Source organism: Roseateles sp. Mitsp63, from assembly GCF_059491535.1.
The window spans coordinates 256,266-273,600 of the sequence record NZ_CP168509.1; the positions used below are offsets into that span (position 1 = coordinate 256,266).

15 protein-coding genes are annotated in these 17,335 nt (G+C 71.2%); 4 read left to right on the forward strand and 11 right to left on the reverse strand.

Going from position 1 to position 17,335, the window contains the following annotated elements:
* Window position 1: 1 nt before the first annotated feature.
* From ACEN96_RS01095 to ACEN96_RS01115, 5 genes are all read right to left on the reverse strand, one after another.
* Window positions 2-814 (reverse strand): transporter substrate-binding domain-containing protein, encoded by an 813-nt coding sequence (locus tag ACEN96_RS01095; RefSeq protein ID WP_495586213.1) that lies wholly within the window; start codon window positions 812-814, stop codon window positions 2-4.
* A complete protein-coding gene (locus tag ACEN96_RS01100) occupies window positions 811-1,599 on the reverse strand; it encodes a GntR family transcriptional regulator (protein WP_495586214.1) in 789 nt (262 codons plus the stop codon). Before ACEN96_RS01100 ends, ACEN96_RS01095 begins: the two co-directional genes overlap by 4 nt.
* A gap of 163 nt (window positions 1,600-1,762) precedes the next feature.
* Complete coding sequence (locus ACEN96_RS01105) at window positions 1,763-2,515, reverse strand: hypothetical protein (protein ID WP_495586215.1); 753 nt, start codon at window positions 2,513-2,515, stop codon at window positions 1,763-1,765.
* A gap of 102 nt (window positions 2,516-2,617) precedes the next feature.
* Window positions 2,618-3,478, reverse strand: coding sequence for a carboxylating nicotinate-nucleotide diphosphorylase (gene nadC / locus ACEN96_RS01110; RefSeq protein WP_495586216.1), 861 nt, complete (start codon window positions 3,476-3,478; stop codon window positions 2,618-2,620).
* A gap of 16 nt (window positions 3,479-3,494) precedes the next feature.
* Complete coding sequence (locus tag ACEN96_RS01115; RefSeq protein ID WP_495586217.1) at window positions 3,495-4,193, reverse strand: fumarylacetoacetate hydrolase family protein; 699 nt, start codon at window positions 4,191-4,193, stop codon at window positions 3,495-3,497.
* A gap of 99 nt (window positions 4,194-4,292) precedes the next feature.
* On the opposite strand from ACEN96_RS01115, the gene ACEN96_RS01120 reads away from it, so the two are divergent.
* The 3 genes from ACEN96_RS01120 to ACEN96_RS01130 all read left to right on the forward strand — a co-directional run bounded on the left by ACEN96_RS01120 (window position 4,293) and on the right by ACEN96_RS01130 (window position 7,957).
* Complete coding sequence (locus ACEN96_RS01120; RefSeq protein ID WP_495586218.1) at window positions 4,293-5,504, forward strand: septal ring lytic transglycosylase RlpA family protein; 1,212 nt, start codon at window positions 4,293-4,295, stop codon at window positions 5,502-5,504.
* A gap of 106 nt (window positions 5,505-5,610) precedes the next feature.
* Window positions 5,611-6,765, forward strand: a complete 1,155-nt coding sequence (locus ACEN96_RS01125; RefSeq protein WP_495586219.1) for a GGDEF domain-containing protein — start codon at window positions 5,611-5,613, stop codon at window positions 6,763-6,765.
* Window positions 6,766-6,778: 13 nt separating this feature from the next.
* Window positions 6,779-7,957, forward strand: coding sequence for a GGDEF domain-containing protein (locus ACEN96_RS01130; protein ID WP_495586220.1), 1,179 nt, complete (start codon window positions 6,779-6,781; stop codon window positions 7,955-7,957).
* Window position 7,958: 1 nt separating this feature from the next.
* On the opposite strand, the gene ACEN96_RS01135 is transcribed toward ACEN96_RS01130, so the two are convergent.
* From ACEN96_RS01135 to ACEN96_RS01160, 6 genes are all read right to left on the reverse strand, one after another.
* Window positions 7,959-8,312, reverse strand: a complete 354-nt coding sequence (locus ACEN96_RS01135; RefSeq protein WP_495586221.1) for a DUF3325 domain-containing protein — start codon at window positions 8,310-8,312, stop codon at window positions 7,959-7,961.
* Complete coding sequence (locus ACEN96_RS01140) at window positions 8,309-9,949, reverse strand: PepSY-associated TM helix domain-containing protein (RefSeq protein WP_495586222.1); 1,641 nt, start codon at window positions 9,947-9,949, stop codon at window positions 8,309-8,311. Before ACEN96_RS01140 ends, ACEN96_RS01135 begins: the two co-directional genes overlap by 4 nt.
* Window positions 9,950-9,987: 38 nt before the next feature.
* The gene (locus ACEN96_RS01145; RefSeq protein ID WP_495586223.1) at window positions 9,988-10,326 is read right to left on the reverse strand and encodes a DUF3649 domain-containing protein; all 339 of its coding nucleotides are present in this window, start codon (window positions 10,324-10,326) and stop codon (window positions 9,988-9,990) included.
* A 2-nt stretch (window positions 10,327-10,328) separates the two neighbouring features.
* Window positions 10,329-12,452 (reverse strand): TonB-dependent siderophore receptor, encoded by a 2,124-nt coding sequence (locus ACEN96_RS01150; RefSeq protein ID WP_495586224.1) that lies wholly within the window; start codon window positions 12,450-12,452, stop codon window positions 10,329-10,331.
* Window positions 12,453-12,720: 268 nt separating this feature from the next.
* Window positions 12,721-14,367: a diguanylate cyclase domain-containing protein gene (locus ACEN96_RS01155; RefSeq protein WP_495586225.1), complete on the reverse strand. Its 1,647-nt coding sequence runs from the start codon at window positions 14,365-14,367 to the stop codon at window positions 12,721-12,723.
* A gap of 355 nt (window positions 14,368-14,722) precedes the next feature.
* Window positions 14,723-16,249: a CoA-acylating methylmalonate-semialdehyde dehydrogenase gene (locus tag ACEN96_RS01160; protein ID WP_495586226.1), complete on the reverse strand. Its 1,527-nt coding sequence runs from the start codon at window positions 16,247-16,249 to the stop codon at window positions 14,723-14,725.
* Window positions 16,250-16,350: 101 nt separating this feature from the next.
* Here ACEN96_RS01160 and ACEN96_RS01165 point away from each other — a divergent pair, with 101 nt between their 5' ends.
* Window positions 16,351-17,334: a LysR family transcriptional regulator gene (locus tag ACEN96_RS01165; RefSeq protein WP_495586227.1), complete on the forward strand. Its 984-nt coding sequence runs from the start codon at window positions 16,351-16,353 to the stop codon at window positions 17,332-17,334.
* The last annotated feature ends 1 nt before the right edge of the window (window position 17,335 follow it).

The following is a 17,335-nucleotide window of genomic DNA, read 5'->3' on the forward strand; positions in this document are numbered from 1 at the left end:
CTCACAGCGGCAGCTCGCCGGCGCCGCGGCCGAGCCACTTCTTCGAGAGCGCCTCGAGCTCGCCGGCCTGCTTGGCCGCCGCGATGATCGCGTTCACCTTGGCCAGCAGCGCGTCCTCGCCCTTGGCGACGCCGACGAAGCAAGGGCTGTCCTTGAGCAGCAGCTTGTACTCGACGTTCAGCCCGGGCTGGCGCTGCATCAGGTTGCCGGCCACCGCCGCGCTGGTCGCGAGCACCTGCGTCTGGCCGGCGGCGAACGCGGCGATGGTGGCGTTGTTGTCCTCGAAGCGCTTGAACTCCAGCGACGGCGGCGCGACCTTGGCGAGTTCCTGGTCCTCCATCGCGCCGCGGGTCACCGCGACCGACTTGCCGGCCAGGTCGGCGAAGCTCTTGATCGACAGGCTCTTCGGCGCGAAGACCGCCTGGTAGAACGGCGCGTAGGCGGCGCTGAAGGCGATGACCTTCTCGCGCTCCGGATTCTTGCCCAGCGTCGAGATGACCAGGTCCGCCTTCTTCGTCTGCAGATACGGAATGCGGTTGGCGCTGGTGACCGGCACCAGCTCGACCTTCACGCCGAGCTTGGCCGCGATCAGCTCGGCCATCGCGACGTCCAGGCCCTGCGGCTTCATGTCCGGACCGACGAAGCCGTAGGGCGGGTAGTCGGTGGGGATGGCGATCTTGATGGTCTTGGACTTGGTGATCGTGTCGAGCGCGGTCTGCGCCTGGGCGCCCAGCGCGAGCAGGCCGAGACCGGCGGCGAGCAGCAGGCGGCGCGGCAGGAGCGCGCGGACGGAGGAACGGACGGCATGGCTCATAGCAAGGCTCCAAGGTAGGCGGCAGGGGGGGATTCGGTGGTGTCCGCGTCGCGGGCGCGCGCGGCGCGGCTGCGCCGCGGGGAGGCCGCCGATGCGGGCGGCGTGACCGGCGGCGTGACGGGCGTCAGCGCCTGGCGCAGGTGATGCAGCGGGTCGCCGGCGGGTGTCTCGAGCTGAAGCCCGGACTGCACGCTGGCGAGGTGCCCGGCCATCAGCGCCTCGGCGCCCGCGGCATCGCCGCGCTCGAGCGCCGCGACGATGGCGACGTGCTCCTGGCAGGACTGCGCGGCCTCGTGCGACGACTGGTAGAGCATCGCGATCAGCGTGGTGCGCGCGGTGTAGTCGCGCAGCGTGTCGGCGAGCAGGCTGTTGCCCAGGCATTCGGCCAGGCAGACATGGAAATCGCCGAGCAGGAAGCTGCGCGCGCCCACGTCGTCGCCGCGCAGCGCGGCCTTCTCCTGGGCGAGGTGCTTCTTCAGGCGGGTGATCGCCGGCTTGTCGAGCGGCCGCCGGCCGCGGATCAGGCCGAGCTCGATGACGCGGCGGGCCTCGAAGGCCTCGCGCGCCTCGTCGAGCGAGGGCTCGATCAGATACCAGCCGCGGCGCGCGCTGACCGTCACGATGCCGCGCGCGGCCAGCCGCGTCAGCGCCTCCCGGACGATGGTGCGGCTGCAGTCGAAGAGCATGGCGAGTTGCTGCTCTCCCAGCCGCGTGCCGGGAGCCAGCTTCTGCGCCAGCACCGCTTCGATGATGCGTTGGCTGATGTCGGTGGCGGTCGATCCCATGCACGGGGCTTTGCAGCTTCCGTGCCAGCGAAAGCCCAAGGGCGCGTCACAGGTGCACCCATCTTGTATGCAAGCCTGGCGAGCGTCGGCGCACCAGACTTGCGCACAAGACTGGCGTGGTGGGCACCGTCCCGGTGCCCGCGCGCGCCCGCTCCGCACGGCATCACGCCGCCTCGGCCACTTCGACGTCAAACGGCCACGGCGCCACGTGCGACTCTCGCTCTCCAAGAAACGGCGGGTCCTTGATGTCCTTGTACAGATTGAGCAGTCGCCCCTCCGCCCTCGTCAGGAGGGTGGCATACAGCATGGGTCGGATCCTGATCGTGGGGCTGTACACGGTGAACCGGTTCTCGCCCTGCGCGATCTTGCTGCCGAGGATGTAGCCATCCACACGCGTATTCGCCTTGAGGTGGCCGGACTGCTCCAGCTCCTTGATGTAGTTCCAGACCTGCTCGCGGTCCCGGCCATCAACCGTGCGCCCCGTGGTCTTGAGTTCAATCACCACCACGTGGTCAATGCCATCCGCCTCGTACGTGTCGTCAAAGGATGAACAGCTATAGAAACCCAGGCTGCTGTCGGGAAGCACCACCAAGTCGGGCCGGCGGCGGGATCCCTGTCCTTCGGGGCAACCGAGCAAGTCCCGGATCACGCTTGTCATTCCGCTGTTGGCGGTGAACTGGACCGATTCGAACTGTGGCCCGAGCATCCAAAGCCCACGCTCAAAAAGCGGCTGAAGCTCCTGGACCTCCTTGACGCCCACGACGCGGAGCTTGTCCCGCAGTTCGGCCATGAGTCGGAGCCGGCTTTCGACCTCATTCAGGATTCGCATGGCCTTACCGGCCGTCCATCGGATCAGGATGTCTCGAATGGCTTTGGCATTCCCGTCCGGCGCCCGATCGTCATTGCTTGCTTCCATCTCTGCTGACTCCTTCGAAGAAAGAAGGACGTCAGTGTCAGAAAGAAGTTCGGCGCCAGATATGGCGCCGAATTGCAGGAATCGTCGAGGAAGAAGTCAGCGTCAGCCGTCGACCCGCATCGAGTAGTCAACCGCCTTGGCGTCCTTGGTCAGGCGCCCGACGGAGATGCGGTCCACGCCCGTCGCCGCGATCCAGCGCAGCTGGTCGAGCGCCACGCCGCCCGAGACCTCCAGCAGCGCCTTCCCGCCGGCGATCGCCACCGCCTCGCGCATCATCGGCTCGCTGAAGTTGTCCAGCAGCACGCTCACCGCACCCGCCGCGAGCGCCTCGCGCAGTTGCTCGATGGTCTCGACCTCCACCTGGATCCCCACCCCGGCGTCCAGCGCCTGCGCCTGCTTCAGCGCCTGCGTGACCCCGCCCGCCGCCGCGATGTGGTTCTCCTTGATCAGGATCCCGTCGTACAGCGCCAGCCGCTGGTTCGCCCCGCCACCCACGCGCACCGCGTACTTCTGCGCCAGCCGCAGCCCCGGCAGCGTCTTGCGCGTGTCCAGCACCGCGCAGCCGCGCGGGTTCGGGCTCGCGCCCTCGATCGCCCGCGCATGCGCGCGCGTCGCCGTCGCCGTGCCCGACAGCAGCTGCAGGAAGTTCAGCGCCGGCCGCTCCGCCGACAGCAGCGCGCGGCCGTCGGCCTCGATCCGGCACACCAGCGTGTCCGGCGCCATGTCGGCGCCCTCGTCGTACAGCCAGTCGATCCGCGCCGAGCCGTCCAGCGCCAGGAACACGCCCTCGAACCAGTCCCGCCCGCACAGCACTGCGGCCTCGCGCACGCGCACATGCGCCCGCACGCGCCGGTCCGCCGGCACCAGCCGCGCGGTCCAGTCGCTGATGCCGATGTCCTCGAACAGCGCGTCGCGGATGTTGCGCGCGCGGGCCTCGTCCAGGGTCTCGTTGTGATCGAACATGCCGGCGCCGCCCTGCTTACTCGGCCTCGCCGATCGTGACCGTCAGCTCGCCCAAGCCTTCGATCACGCCCAGCAACTTGTCGCCCGGCTTCACCGGGCCCACGCCCTCCGGCGTGCCCGTGTAGATCAGGTCGCCCGGCTCGAGGTGGTAGTACTGCGACAGGTTGGCCACCAGCTCCGGAATGCTCCAGATCATGTCCGACAGGTCGCCGCGCTGCTTCTCGACGCCATTCACCGACAGCGTGATCGCGCCCTTGGCCAGCTCGCCCAGCGCCGAGCGCGGCACCAGCTCGGTGATCACCGCCGAGTGCTCGAAGCCCTTGCCCAGGTCCCACGGCCGGCCGATCGCCTTGGCCTCGTTCTGCAGGTCGCGGCGCGTCATGTCCAGGCCGGCGGCGTAGCCCCAGACCGCGTCGGCGGCCTGCTCCGGCGTGGCCTTGAACACCGGCTTGCCGATCGCCACCACCAGCTCCATCTCGTAATGCAGGTTCTTCGTGCCCGGCGCGTAGGGGATGGTGCCGCCCGACGGCGCCAGCGCGCTGGCCGGCTTGGTGAAGTAGAACGGCGGCTCGCGGTCCGGATCGCTGCCCATCTCGCGCGCATGCGCGGCGTAGTTGCGGCCGACGCAGAAGATGCGGCTGACGGCATAGCGGGCGTCGGTGCCGCGCACGGCCACGGCGGCCTGCGGCGCGGGAGGGAAGAGGTAGGTGCTCATGACGGCGCGGACGTAACGATCGCAACGATCGTGAAAGGAAGGAGGGGAGCGCGGAGCATAACCTTGGCAAAACCGCGGCGCATTGCTAGGGTTGCGCCCATGTTTGAAGCCCGCCCCGCCGGCCAGCGCCTGGCCGTCCTGACGTGTGCCCTGATCCTGGCCGCCTGCGCCAGCCGCGGTCCCACCCCCAGCCGGAATCCCTCCGGCGGCCCCAAGGTCTCCTCCTGGCCCGACAGGGACGGCCCCGATGCCGTCGTCCCTCCCGACCTGAAGAAGGTCCCCGACGCCGTCCCGCGCCTCGAATCCATCCGCAAGGGCGGCCCCAACAAGCCCTATGAAGTCCTGGGCGAGCGCTACGAACCGCTGGCCGACGACAAGCCGCTGATCCAGAAGGGCATGGCGTCCTGGTACGGCCGCAAGTTCCACGGCAAGCCGACTTCCAGCGGCGAGGTCTACAACATGTACGCGATGACGGCGGCGCACGCGACGATGCCGATCCCGAGCTACGCGCGCGTGCGCAACCCGAAGAACGGCCGCGAGGTCATCGTCCGCATCAACGACCGCGGCCCCTTCCACAAGGGCCGCATCATCGACCTGAGCTACACCGCCGCGCTCAAGCTGGACGTGCTCAACGGCATCGCCCCGGTCGAGATCGAGCGCATCACCTACGAGGACATCCGCACCGGCGCCTGGACCCGCGACCGCGACACGCTGTCGCCCGATCCCAAGGTGCCGGCCGAGACCCCCGTCTACGCCGCCGCCACGCCCAGCGGCGCGCCCGACGTGACGACCACGGCCCAGCTGCGTCCGCCGGCCACGCCCGTCCCGCCGGTGGCCGCGCAAGTGCCGGTGCCCGTCCCGGTGACCGTGGCCGCCGCGCCCCCGCCGGCCTCCACGGTCGCTGCCGCCACCGCCGACGCCAGCCTGAAGCCCATCCCCATCACCGCGCTGCCGCCCGGCAGCGACCTGCCGCCCCCCGGTCAGTCCAAGGCCGATGCGATGGCGGCCGCCACCGCCGGCGCGATCGCCGCGGCCGATCCGGCCGCCCCGGTGCCGGCGCTGAAGATCGCCGCCGCGCAAGGCTTCTGGCTGCAGTTCGGCGCGTTCTCGCGCCTGGAGGGCGCCGAGCAGCTGCGCGAGCAGTTCACGCGCGGCATGGAGGAGATCGCGCCGATGCTGACGATCTTCAAGGACAAGAACCTGCATCGCCTGCAGGCCGGCCCATTCACCAGCCGCGAGGACGCCCGCGCCGCCGCCGACCGCGTGCGCTCCGCGATGGCGCTGACGCCGATCCTGGTCGAGCGCCGCTGAGGTCCCGCACGGGGATTGCCCCCGGGAAAGGGGGCGGCGCCAGGGGGCGCGGCCATGCCCGCGGGCACGATGATGTGCCGCTGACCGCTTGGGGAAGAGGCTCCGCATGCCGCCGCTCGACGCCGCCACCTTGCTGATGGTGATCGCCGTGATCGATGCCATCGCCTGCGTCGTCTGGCTCGCGCTGGGCCAGGCGCTGCGCATCGCGCCGCGCGCGGCGCGCCGCATCTCGGCCTATCACGGCCTGCTCGCGCTGGCCTGGTGGCCGGCGCTGCCCGGCACGATGGAGCGGCTCGTCGCGCTGCCGCTGGACGTGCTCTCCGCGGCGCTGCTGGCGGCCGGCGTCCGCGCGCTGATGCGGGTCCGCTACAGCGCCTGGGACATCGCCGCCGTGGCCGCGGCCGGGCTGCTCGCCACCGCGGCCACCGCCGGCGATCCCGACCTGTCCATGGCCCGCGCCGTCTCCAACATCGCCGGCGGCGTGCTCGCGCTGATGGCCGCCTGGGACGTGGCCGCCGGCGCCGGATTCCGCGCCGGCCTCACCAGCGTGCTGGTGCTGCCCTACCTCGTGCTGGCCGGCGGCTGCTTCTGGCGCGCCGGCGGCCTGCTCGGCTGGATGCCGGCCGGCTTCGCCCTCGCCGGCCTGGGCGCCAACGCGCCGCTGGCGCTGCTGCGGCTGGTCGTCGACCTCACGATCGCCACCGGCCTGGTCGCGCTGGTGATGCAGCGCCTGATCGCCCGCGTGCGCCATCTCACGCGCCGCGACGCGCTGACCGGGCTGCTCAACCGGCGCGCGTTCGAGGAACACCTGGCCCGGCTGCAGGCGCAGGCCGAGCGCGGCCGCGGCCACGCGGTGCTGGTGCTGGACGTCGACCACTTCAAGCGCATCAACGACGAGCTCGGCCATGCCGGCGGCGATGCCGCGCTGCAGCACCTGGCCCGCGTGCTCGGCGAGACGCTGCGCGACACCGACTGCTTCGGCCGGCTCGGCGGCGAGGAGTTCGCGGTGCTGCTGCCCGACACCGATCCGGACGGCGCCGTGCAGGTCGCCGAGCGCCTGCGCCAGCTGCTGCAGGCCCAGCCTCTGGCCTGGGGGGACAAGCTCTGGCCGATCAGCGCGAGCTTCGGCGTCGCGACGATGCGTCCCGGCGACGCCCATGGCCGCGGCGCGCTGGCCCGCGCCGACGCGGCGATGTACGCGGCCAAGGCGCATGGCCGCAACCGCGTGCTGCGCGCCGCCGGCGAGACGGAGTACGCGTGATGGAGCGCCGTTGATGCTGCCCGCCGCCGATCCGGTCTCGCTGATCGCCGCGCTGGTGGCGCTGTTCGGCATCGCCACGCTGGTGTGGCTGATGATCGCCGCCGGTCTGCGCGAGTCGCCCTGGGCCTGCGCCAGCGTCGCCGGCGCGAACGCGATGCTGGGCGCCTCCTTCCTGCTGCATGACGCGCTGGGCCTGACGCTGCCGATGGATTACTGGTGGTCGGACCTGCTGTCGCTGGCGGGCTTCGGCCTGATCCGGCTGGCGGTGCCGCTGGTCGGCGAGCGGCCGGCGCCCTGGCGCCTGGTGCTGGCGATCATCGTCGCCATCGGGGTCCTGAGCGCGCGCTTCACGGGCGGACCCGAGACGCTGCCGCACAAGCTGCTGCTCTACGGCGCGATGAGCGCGCTGGCGATGCGCTCGACGCTCGATGCCTGGCGGCTGCTGCGCGCGCGCGGCTTGAACGCGCGGGCGGCCCTGGTGCTGGCCTCGCCGCTGGCGGTGGTCGGCCTGCTGCTGCTCGCGCGGCCGGCCGAGGCGCTGCTCGCGCCCGGCAGCACCGCCGACATCGACGTCACCACCGCCTTCAACATTGCCTGGCTGTGGGCTTCGCTGGTGCTGGCGCTGCTGATCAACGGCTGGATCGCGTTCCTGCTGCTGATGAAGCTGGTGCTGGAGATCCGCCGGCTGACCGAGCGTGATCCGCTCACCGACGCGCTGAACCGGCGCGCGCTGTCCGAGGCCATCGATGCCGAGCACTCGCGCCAGATGCGCGGTCATGGCTACGCGCTGGTGCTGCTGGACATGGACCGCTTCAAGCAGCTCAACGACACGCTCGGCCACGCGGCCGGCGACGCGGCGCTCAAGGCGCTGGTCACGGTGGTGCGCCCCTGCCTGCGCGAGGTGGACCGGCTCGCGCGCCTGGGCGGCGAGGAGTTCTGCGTGCTGCTGCCCCACACCGGCATCGCCGGCGCGGCGCTGGTGGCGGAGCGGATGCGCGCGCTGCTGGCGGCATTTCCGTTCGCCTGGGATGGACGGGACTGGCCGCTGACGGCGAGCTTCGGCATCGCGGTGTCCTCGCGTCAGGACGAGAGCGCCACCGAGGTGATGCGCCGCGCGGACCAGGCGCTCTACCGCGCGAAGGCGCAGGGACGCAACGTCGTGCAGGCGGTGGAGCTGGAGCCGGTGCGCTGAATCAGCCGGCCGGCCCGCCGGACCACGGCAGGAGCGGCATCAGCATCAAGGCCGCCGCGCCGGCGGCGATCGCCGCGGCGGGAAGGCGCTTCGGCCACCACGTGGCCAGCGCGACGACGGCGATCGCGCCGGCCGTCAATTGCGCCGTCCACATGGCCCAGGCGATGCCGTGATCCGGACGCGGCAGGATGGTCCACCACGACGCGAGGAAGGCCGCGGCCGCCGCGGCGCGCAGACGCTTCACGCGACGCGGACTGGGCGCGTGATCGAGCGCCTCCTCATGGTGGCGCTCCATCGCGAGGCACAGCGCGGCGAACGCCGTGAAGCCGCACAGCATCGGATGCAGCAGCGTCATGGCGCGCCCTCCGCGCCGGCCGTGGCCAGGGCTTCGGACGGCACCGCGGCTTTCTTCTTCAGCGACAGCGGCGGCGCACCGGGCTTGCACTTCCAGGCCAGCGCCGCGAGCAGCAGCGCCACCGCGGCGAAGCCCGCGTTGACCGCCTGCACCACCGGCCCGGCCTGCCAGAACGGCCAGCCGCCGAGGACGTCCATCACCGGCAGCGCCGCCCAGGCCAGCGCGCCGGCCACGAACGCATGCCGCCAGCGCGCGCCCAGCGCCGCGGCAAGGAAGCCCAGCGCCAGCACGCCGTAGAAGACCTTGATCTCGGCGTCGGGCCGCTCGGCCATCTCCAGCGGCAGCCAGCGCGTCGCATGGCAGAAGGCCGCCATCGCAAGCGGCAGACCCGCGATCGCGCCGATGTTGAGCGCGTCCACCAGCTTGTGGCCGGCGCCGATCGCGGCCTTGCGGCGCTCCGCGTCGGCGCGGCGCTTGACGCTCCACAGCACCAGCCCGGTCGCGATCATCGCGGTGCCCAGCAGCCCCAGGCCCACGAGCACAAGACGCAGCGGCAGGTCCGCGAAGCGCGCCACGTGCAGGCCATACAGCACGCCATAGGTCTTCGCCGCCGGCCGCCCGTTGTCCGCGCGGCGGATCAGTTGAAGCGTCGCCGCGTCGTAGAACAGCCGCGGTCCCCGGTACTGCAGGCGGCCGCCATCGTGGGGCACGACCTCGACCACGGCGCGCGCGCCCTCGCGCTGCAGGCTGATTGCCTCGATGCGGCCGCCGGGCAGATGCTGGCGCGCGTCGCGCAACAGTGCCGTCCAGCCGGCCTCGCCGAGCACCGGCAGCGGCGTCGCCGCCTCGGCCTCGCGCCCGCGCGACCGCGGCACGCCGTCACCGCTCAGCTCGCCGAAGTACTCCCCGGTCTTCGCGCCATAGGCCGCCGCGATGCCGGCCGGCAGGTACTGGCTGTGCAGGGTCATCAGCCCGCTGAAGGTGATGACCAGATAGAACGGCAGCGCCAGCACGCCGCAGACGTTGTGCGCATCCAGCCAGGCGCGCTGCGCCGCCTTGGCCTTCGGCCGGAAGACGAAGAAGTCCTTGAAGATCCGCCGGTGCGTGACGATGCCGGTCAGCAGCGCGACCAGCATCAGCAGCGTCGCCAGGCCGACCGCCCAGCGGCCTTCCAGGATCCACCGGCTCTGCTGCGCGGAGCGCAGCTCGAAGTGGAAGCGGTAGAAGAACTCGCCCGCGCCGAAAGTGCTGCGCGTCGCCACCGCCTCGCCGGTGGCGGGATCGAACCAGCGCTGCACGAAGCGCGCGCGTTCGCCCGGCTTGGCCGGCGGCTCGCGGTAGAAGGCCGACGCCTGCGGGCGGCGCTCGTCCTGCGCGGTGAAGCGCCAGCTGGCCGCCGCCGGCGCGAGCTCGTTCAAGCGGCGCTCCGCCTGCGCCAACTGCGCGGCGGTCAACGGGCCGGCCGGCGGCAGCGCGTGCAGCTCGGGCCGGCTCCACAGATTCAGCTCCTGCTTGAAGAACGCGAAGGTCCCCGCCAGGAAGATCGCGAACAGCATCCACCCGAGCACCAGCCCGGTCCAGGTGTGGAGCCAGGCCATCGCCTGCCGGAAGCCTTCGCGTGCGCCGTCGGTTCTCATGGGATGTCGTGGAAGTTGAAAGCGATCGGTGGGTGGGCTCAACCGGGCCAGCGAGGCAGCAGCACGCTGGCGCCGAGCAGCAGCGCCGGCCCGAGCACCCAGGCCCAGGCGCGCCATGCGCTGCGCGCGGCGAAAGCCGTCATGAAGGCGGCGGCATAGGCGATGAAGCCCAGCATCGCGCCGGCGATCGCGGCCTCGGCGCGGTGGCCGGACAGCAGCGGCTGCCCATGCACCGCGACCGCGGCCGCCAACGCCGAAGCCAGCGCGTAGCCGCCGCCAAGCGCGGCCAGCGCGCGCGAAGCCACCGCGGCGCGGTAGCGCCAGGAGACACCGGCTTTCGCGGATCCGGCCTTCGCCGTGGCGGTTTTCCCGGCCATCGTCAGAAGCGGCCGCGCACGCTGAGCATCACGCTGCGCGGGTCGCCGTAGTTGGGATAGTCGAGGTTGGCCCAATAGGTCTTGTCCAGCGCGTTGCGGACCGACAGGCCGAGGCTGAAGCGGTCGTTGAGCTGGTAGTTCGCGTGCAGGTTCAGCAGCACGAAGCCGCCTTGCGTCACCGTCGTCGTGCCCAGCGTCGGATGCGCGATGCCAAAACCGCTCACCGTGCTCTGATAGTTCAGGCCGCCGCCCAGCGTCAGCTGCTCCCACGCGCCTGGCAACCGGTAGCTGGTGCTGAGCTGCACCGTGTGGCGCGGCAGGTTGGCGTAGATCAGGTCCGCGGCGTTGCGCGTGATGCGCGTGTTGGCATAGCCGGCGTTCACCGTCCAGCCGCGCGCGATCTGACCCGACACGTCGAGCTCGAAGCCCTTGGTCTTGGTGCCATCCACGCCGATGTACGGATAGCTGCCGTCGGGCAGCCGGAAATCGTCGGGCATGGACAGGTCGCGCACCGCGTAGTTGTCCTGCTTCGCCTCGAAGACCGCCGCCGACACCGCCAGCTTCTTGTCGAAGAACTCGCCCTTGAGGCCGAACTCGGTGTTGCTGCCGCGGACCGGCGCGAGCAGGTTGTCGTTCCTGTCCTTGTTGCTCTGCGGCTTGAACAGGTCGGTGTAGCTCGCGTAGAGCGAGACCGAGTCGCTGAGGTCGTAGACGACGCCGAAGTACGGCGACACCTCGCCGGTGACCTTGTAGGCGCCGCTGGTGCCGGTGAACCTGCCCGTGGTGTCGAAGTTGTCGGTGCCTGTCTTCCACTCGCTCAGCCGCGCGCCGGTGATCACGGACAGCGCGTCCAGCAGCTTCCAGCGGCCCATCGCGAAGACGCCGCTCTGCTCGGTGATGGCGACGCGCTTCGCGCCCGTGGCGCGGAAGGTCGGCGCCGGCGCGTTGCCGTCCCAGCTGCGGATGTCCGGGATGGCGTAGCTCCAGCTGGCGATCGAGCTCAGCGTCGGCGTCGTCGTGGTGGTCCTCACGCCGTTGGCGCCGATGACGACGTCATGCCGGCGCCCGAGGAACTCGACCGTGCCCGATGCGTAGAGGTCCAGGCTGTCGCGCTTCTCCCAGCTGCGGCCGACCGCCGCGAGCAGCTTCAGGCCCGCGCCGGTGACCGGATCGGGATAGCCGCTGCCGTAGGTGCGCAGGCTGAAGGTGTTGCCCTCGCTGTGATTGGCGATGGCCTTGAGCGTCCAGTCCTCGCCGAGCTTGTGCTCGAGCAGCCCGTAGAAGGTCTCGTTGTAGCGCGACCAGCGCGTCCACGGCGGCGAGAAGCTGGTCTCGCGCGGCAGGCCGGCCAGCGAGCCGTCCGACGCGAAGCGCGGGATCGTGCCCCAGATCGGCCCCTTGGGCACGTTGTTCTGGTTCTGGTAGCCCAGCGTCAGCGTGGTGCTGGCGCCCAGGTCGGCCTCGATCGCGGCCATGACGGCGGTCTTCGATTCGCTGTGGCGCTTGCGGAAGCCGTCCTTTTCCTGCGCCGACGCGATCAGGCGGGCGCGCACGCGGCCATCGCGGGTCAGCGGCGTGTTGACGTCGGCCTCGATGCGATGGAAATCCTCCGAGCCCATCACCACGCCGCCGTAGGCGGAGAAGGCCTTCTCCGGCCGCTTGCGGATCATGTTCACCGTCGCCGAGGGGATGCCCGCGCCGGTGGTCAGGCCGTTGGCGCCACGCACGACGTCGATGCGCGAATAGAAGAGGGTGTCGAACTCCTGCTGCGTGCTGCCGCTGTAGGTGGGCACGCCGTCGATCTGGAAGTCGGTGATCTGGAATCCGCGCGCGAAGTACAGCGGACGCTGGGTGTCGTAGAACGACACGTTCACGCCGGTGATGTGCTGCATCACGTCGTTGATGCTGATCAGGGTCTCGTTCTCCAGCCGGCTCGCGTCGAGCGAGCTCATCGATTGCGGCGTCTCGCGGGCGGTCAGCGGCAGGCGCGTGCTCGCGCCTTCGAGCTTCTTGCGGGCGGCGCTGATGGTGACGGGATCGAGTGCGGTTTGCGCGGCGGCCGCGCCGGACGAGATCAGCAACGCGACCGCGGCCGCGAGAGGAGTGGGAGAGGAGCAGCGGGACATGACTGGGCAGCAGCGAGCGGGCAGGACCCCGCGTACCGGCGAGCGCAAGCGCACCGGCCCCGAAGGGAGGTGAAGGAGGAAGGGGCTTGCGGATCCGGCTCCGGCGTCGCGCGACGCGCGCGACCAAGGTCGCGGGGCGCGAAGGAGCATGGGAATCAGGCTGGCGCGAGGCTCAACGGCGCGGGTTTACCGGCCAGATGAGAACTCTTCTCATTGTAGAAACAGACGCGGGCAGGCCGCGGGCAAAACCTGTCCCCGTGTGCGGTCTTCAGGCCAGCGCGACGCGGTTGCGGCCCAGATGCTTGGCGCGCTCGACGGCGGCATTGGCGCGCGCGATGAGCAGGTCGGTCGCGTATGGCGGAGCGCTGGCCAGGCCCATGCTCAGCGTCACGTCCAGGCCCGCGGCCAGCTCGCTCCAGGGATGCACGGAGACGCTGGCGCGGATGCGCTCGCAGACCTCGAAGGCGCGGTCCGCGATGGTGTCGGGGAAGACGACCAGGAACTCCTCGCCGCTCCAGCGCAGCAGCAGGTCCGAGCCACGCGTGTTCTCGCGCAGCAGCTGGGCCAGCTCCTGCAGCACGCGATCGCCGATCTCGTGGCCATGACGCTCGTTGATGTTGCGAAGGCCGTCGGCATCGATCAGCGCCACGGTGAGCGGCGTGGCGTCCTGCTCGGCCGCGCGCAGCAGCGGCGGCAGGCGCGTCTCGAGGCAGCGGCGATTGCCCAGGCCGGTCAGCGGGTCCTTGAACTCGGCCGCGTCGCGCGTGGCGGCGTTGGCTGGATCGGCGGCGAATTCCGCTTCCATCCGCGAGACGAAGTACTGCGATTGCGCCATCAGCTGCGAGACCGCCCGGCGGCGCTCGAGCGTGCGGGCCTGCTCGAGGTGGTACAGCGAGGGACCGAGCAGCGCGAGCGCCTTCGCCGCGCGGTAGCTGGCCTGGTGAAGGCGAACGCGCAGGAACAGCGGCGGCTGGTCCGGGGCGTCGGCGTCGCGCTCGGTCTCGGCCTGGAGCGACTGGAGCTGCTGCCACGCCGCGCTGGCCTGGCCGCGCGCGAGCTGCAGCTCCGCGAGCATGCAGCGCAACCGCCAGTCGAGCAGCCGGAAACCGGCGCGCTCGCTCTCCTGGCGGGCTTCGAGGAGCAGCGGCTCGGCCTCGTCCAGGCGGCCCATCAGCAGCAGCACCTCGCCGAAGTTGGATGCGGTCAGCGCGATGCCGTAGCGGTCGCCCAGCGTCAGCGAATGCGGCCGCGCCTCGCGCGCGAGTTCGAGCGCGCGCTCCAGCGTCCGCGCCGCCTGCTGCGGCGCGGCGCCGTCGCGCTGCAGGTGATAGGCGCCAAGCGCGACGGTGCACAGGTTGGTCAGCGTGACGACGCGCTCGTAGGCCGAGGCGTTCGTGCGCAGCAGGCCGGCGGCCTCGGTCATCAGGCGCTCGGCCTGCCAGGGATCGCCCATGCGCTCGAAGCAGGCGCCCAGGCCGTTCAGCGCGATCGCGTGCAGGCGCAGGTCGCCGAGCTCGCCGGCGAGCTGCAGCGCCTCGTGCGCGCAGGCCAGGCCTTGCTCGTAGGCGCCGAGCTCGCAGGCGGCGAGGCTCATCCAGCGCAGCAGCTCGCAGGTCGCGGCACTGGTGCCGAGCGGACGCATCAGTCGCAGCGCGCGCTCGCCGGCGTCGAGCATGCCGGACAGGTCGCCGCGGCGCAGGCGGAAGAAACTGCGCAGGCGACCGGCCTCGGCCTGCTCGTTGATGTAGCCCTCGGCATCGGCGCGATGCCAGATCGCATCGGCCAGCGCCAGGCCGTCGTCGAGCCGCGCTTCCTGCTGCGCCAGACGGGCGCGCTCGAGCAGCTCGCCCAGGGGCACGCCGTCGAAGGACTCGGGGGGGATCGGTTCGGGGGAAGGGGCGCCGCTCGGAAACATCCGGCTAGGTTAGCCGATCGGGCGAGGGTGTAAGAAGCGCGCCGCCCGGTATTACCCCCTCGCCCCAGCGGGGAGAGGGAGGGGAGAGGGGGCTCGTGCCACAGCGCTGCTGCCCTTCGAAGCACCCCCTCTCCCCTGCCCTCTCCCCCCTCGCGGGGGGCGAGGGAGTTCTTGCGCAAGGCAAGTGCGGGCAACCCTGTCTTACCCCCTCGCCCCAGCGGGGAGAGGGAGGGGAGAGGGGGCTCGTGCCACAGCGCTGCTGCCCTTCCAAGCACCCCCTCTCCCCTGCCCTCTCCCCCCTCGCGGGGGGCGAGGGAGTTCTTGCGCAAGGTAGGTGCGGGCAGTCCTGAAGCGCTTACTTGCTGGTGGGCATCACGAACTCGGCGCCCTTGGCGATGCTGGCCGGCCAGCGCTGCATGACGCTCTTCTGCTTCGTGTAGAAGCGCACGCCCTCCTCGCCGTACGCATGCATGTCCCCGAAGAGGCTCTTCTTCCATCCGCCGAAGCCATGCCAGGCCATCGGCACCGGGATCGGCACGTTGATGCCCACCATCCCGACCTGCACGCGCCGCGCGAACTCGCGCGCGACATGCCCATCGCTGGTGAAGCAGGCCACGCCGTTGCCGAACTCATGCGCGTTGACCAGGTCCAGCGCCTCGCCGAAGTCCTTGACCCGCACGCAGGCCAGCACCGGGCCGAAGATCTCCTCCTTGTACAGCCGCATCGACGGCTGCACGTGGTCGAACAGCGTGCCGCCGGTGAAGAAGCCATCCGGCAGTCCCTCCACCCGATGACCGCGCCCGTCTACGACCAGCGTCGCGCCCTCCTCGACGCCGGTGGCGATCGCCCCCTCGATGCGATCGCGCGCCTCGCGCGTGACGATCGGTCCCATCTCGGCGTCGAGCGCCATGCCGTTCTTGATCTTGAGCGCCTTCGCGCGCTCGGCCAGCCGGGGCACGATCCGGTCGGCGATGTCGCCCACCAGCACGGCCACCGAGATCGCCATGCAGCGCTCCCCCGCCGAGCCATACGCCGCGCCGATCAGCGCGTCGACGGCCTGGTCGATGTCCGCATCCGGCATGACGACCATGTGGTTCTTCGCACCGCCCAGCGCCTGCACACGCTTGCCCTGCCTCGCGCCGGTCTCGTAGATGTACTGCGCGATCGGCGTGGAGCCGACGAAGCTCAGCGCCCGCACGTCCGGGTGATGCAGCAGCGCGTCCACGACCTGCTTGTCGCCCTGCACCACCTGGAAGATGCCGTCCGGCAGCCCCGCCTGCTGGAGCAGCTCGGCGATGAGGAGGCTGGGCGACGGATCGCGCTCGCTGGGCTTGAGGATGAAGGCATTGCCGGTGGCGATGGCGATCGGCGCCATCCACATCGGGACCATGAAGGGGAAGTTGAACGGCGTGATGCCGGCCACCACGCCCAGCGGCTGGCGCGTGGTCCAGTTGTCGATGCCGGTGGAGACCTGCTCGGTGAAGTCGCCCTTGAGCAGCTGCGGCACGCCGCAGGCGAACTCGACGACGTCGATGCCCCGAGCCACCTCGCCCTGCGCGTCCGTGAAGACCTTGCCGTGCTCGGCGGTGATCATCGCGGCGAGGCGGTCGCGATGCTGGTTCAGCAGTTCCAGGAACTTGAACATCACCCGCGCCCGTCGCAGCGGCGGCGCATCGGCCCAGGCCGGGAAGGCCGCGCGCGCCGCGGCGACGGCGGCCTCGACATCCGCCGCGTTGCCCAGCTGGAGCTGTCGGGCCACGTCGCCGGTGGCCGGATTGAAGACCGCCTGGCTGCGTCCCGACGTGGCCGCGCGGCGCTCGCCGGCGATGAAGTGAGGGATGTCGGCGCGGTCGGTGAAGGCGGCGGGGGTGGATTGGGTCACGGCGGTCTCCTGCTTTTGTGGGATGCGGACGAGTCTAGGCATCCCCCTTCCTGCTGCCTAGACCAGATCGGCAATCACATTGTTCGATAGACTGAACAATCATGGCCTCCCGACGCCCTTCCCTCCCATCGCCAGCGCCCTCCCCTTCCCCCTTGAAGGCCGAGGCGCGCGATGAACTCCTCTGGTCGCAACTGCAGGCGCTGATCGCGGTCGCGCGGCTGGGCAGCTTCACGAAAGCGGCGCAACGGCTGTGGCTGTCCAAGGCCGCCGTCAGTCAGCGGGTGGCGGACCTGGAGCGCCACCTCGACCAGCAACTGGTCCAGCGCACGACGCGGTCGGTGCGGCTGAGCGAGGCGGGATTGCGCCTCGTCGAGCAGGCCGAGCCCGGCCTGGTCCTGCTCAATCGCAGCCTGAGCGAGGCCCGCGAGGCAGCCGGCGCGCCGCGCGGCCTGCTGCGCGTGACGGCGCCGGTGGCGCTCGGCCGGCAGCACGTGGCGCCGGCGCTGCCCGCGTTCTTCGAGCGCTATCCGGAACTACGCATCGAGCTCGACCTGTCCGACCGGCTCGTGCCGCTCGCGCAGGAGGGGTTCGACCTCGCGATCCGGCACACCAGCGCGCCGCCGGAGACCCACGTGGCGTTCAAGCTCTGCGCGTCGCGCGCGTTGCTGACGGCCAGTCCCGCCTACCTGGCCCGGGCCGGCGTGCCGCGGCATCCGGCGGAGCTCGCGCAGCACCGCTGCCTGCCCTATCTGCGGCCCGGGCCGGCGCAATGGTTCTTCGAGCGCGGCGCCGGCGATGCCGCGCCCGAGCGGATCCGCGTGCCGGTGCAGGGCCTCTTCCGCGCCAGCAACAGCGAGGTGCTGCGGGACGCCGCGCTGTCGGGCGTCGGCATCGCGCTGCTGCCGGACTTCAGCGCCGGCGAGGCGGTCCGCGAAGGCCGTCTGGTCGAGGTGCTGCCGGACTGGCGCCCGGTGGGCTTCTTCGGCGATGCGATCTATGCGATCCATCCCTGGAGCAGCCACACCCCGCAGGGGGTCCGGCTGCTGATGGAGCACCTCAAGGGGGTGATGGACGGCGGCTACTGAG

Coding starts and splice junctions, on each gene's coding strand:
- ACEN96_RS01095 (WP_495586213.1), bottom strand. CDS start 814: ATGAGCCATGCCGTCCGTTCCTCCGTCCGCGCGCTCCTGCCGCGCCGC.
- ACEN96_RS01100 (WP_495586214.1), bottom strand. CDS start 1,599: ATGGGATCGACCGCCACCGACATCAGCCAACGCATCATCGAAGCGGTG.
- ACEN96_RS01105 (WP_495586215.1), bottom strand. CDS start 2,515: ATGGAAGCAAGCAATGACGATCGGGCGCCGGACGGGAATGCCAAAGCC.
- nadC (WP_495586216.1), bottom strand. CDS start 3,478: ATGTTCGATCACAACGAGACCCTGGACGAGGCCCGCGCGCGCAACATC.
- ACEN96_RS01115 (WP_495586217.1), bottom strand. CDS start 4,193: ATGAGCACCTACCTCTTCCCTCCCGCGCCGCAGGCCGCCGTGGCCGTG.
- ACEN96_RS01120 (WP_495586218.1), top strand. CDS start 4,293: ATGTTTGAAGCCCGCCCCGCCGGCCAGCGCCTGGCCGTCCTGACGTGT.
- ACEN96_RS01125 (WP_495586219.1), top strand. CDS start 5,611: ATGCCGCCGCTCGACGCCGCCACCTTGCTGATGGTGATCGCCGTGATC.
- ACEN96_RS01130 (WP_495586220.1), top strand. CDS start 6,779: ATGCTGCCCGCCGCCGATCCGGTCTCGCTGATCGCCGCGCTGGTGGCG.
- ACEN96_RS01135 (WP_495586221.1), bottom strand. CDS start 8,312: ATGACGCTGCTGCATCCGATGCTGTGCGGCTTCACGGCGTTCGCCGCG.
- ACEN96_RS01140 (WP_495586222.1), bottom strand. CDS start 9,949: ATGAGAACCGACGGCGCACGCGAAGGCTTCCGGCAGGCGATGGCCTGG.
- ACEN96_RS01145 (WP_495586223.1), bottom strand. CDS start 10,326: ATGGCCGGGAAAACCGCCACGGCGAAGGCCGGATCCGCGAAAGCCGGT.
- ACEN96_RS01150 (WP_495586224.1), bottom strand. CDS start 12,452: ATGTCCCGCTGCTCCTCTCCCACTCCTCTCGCGGCCGCGGTCGCGTTG.
- ACEN96_RS01155 (WP_495586225.1), bottom strand. CDS start 14,367: ATGTTTCCGAGCGGCGCCCCTTCCCCCGAACCGATCCCCCCCGAGTCC.
- ACEN96_RS01165 (WP_495586227.1), top strand. CDS start 16,351: ATGGCCTCCCGACGCCCTTCCCTCCCATCGCCAGCGCCCTCCCCTTCC.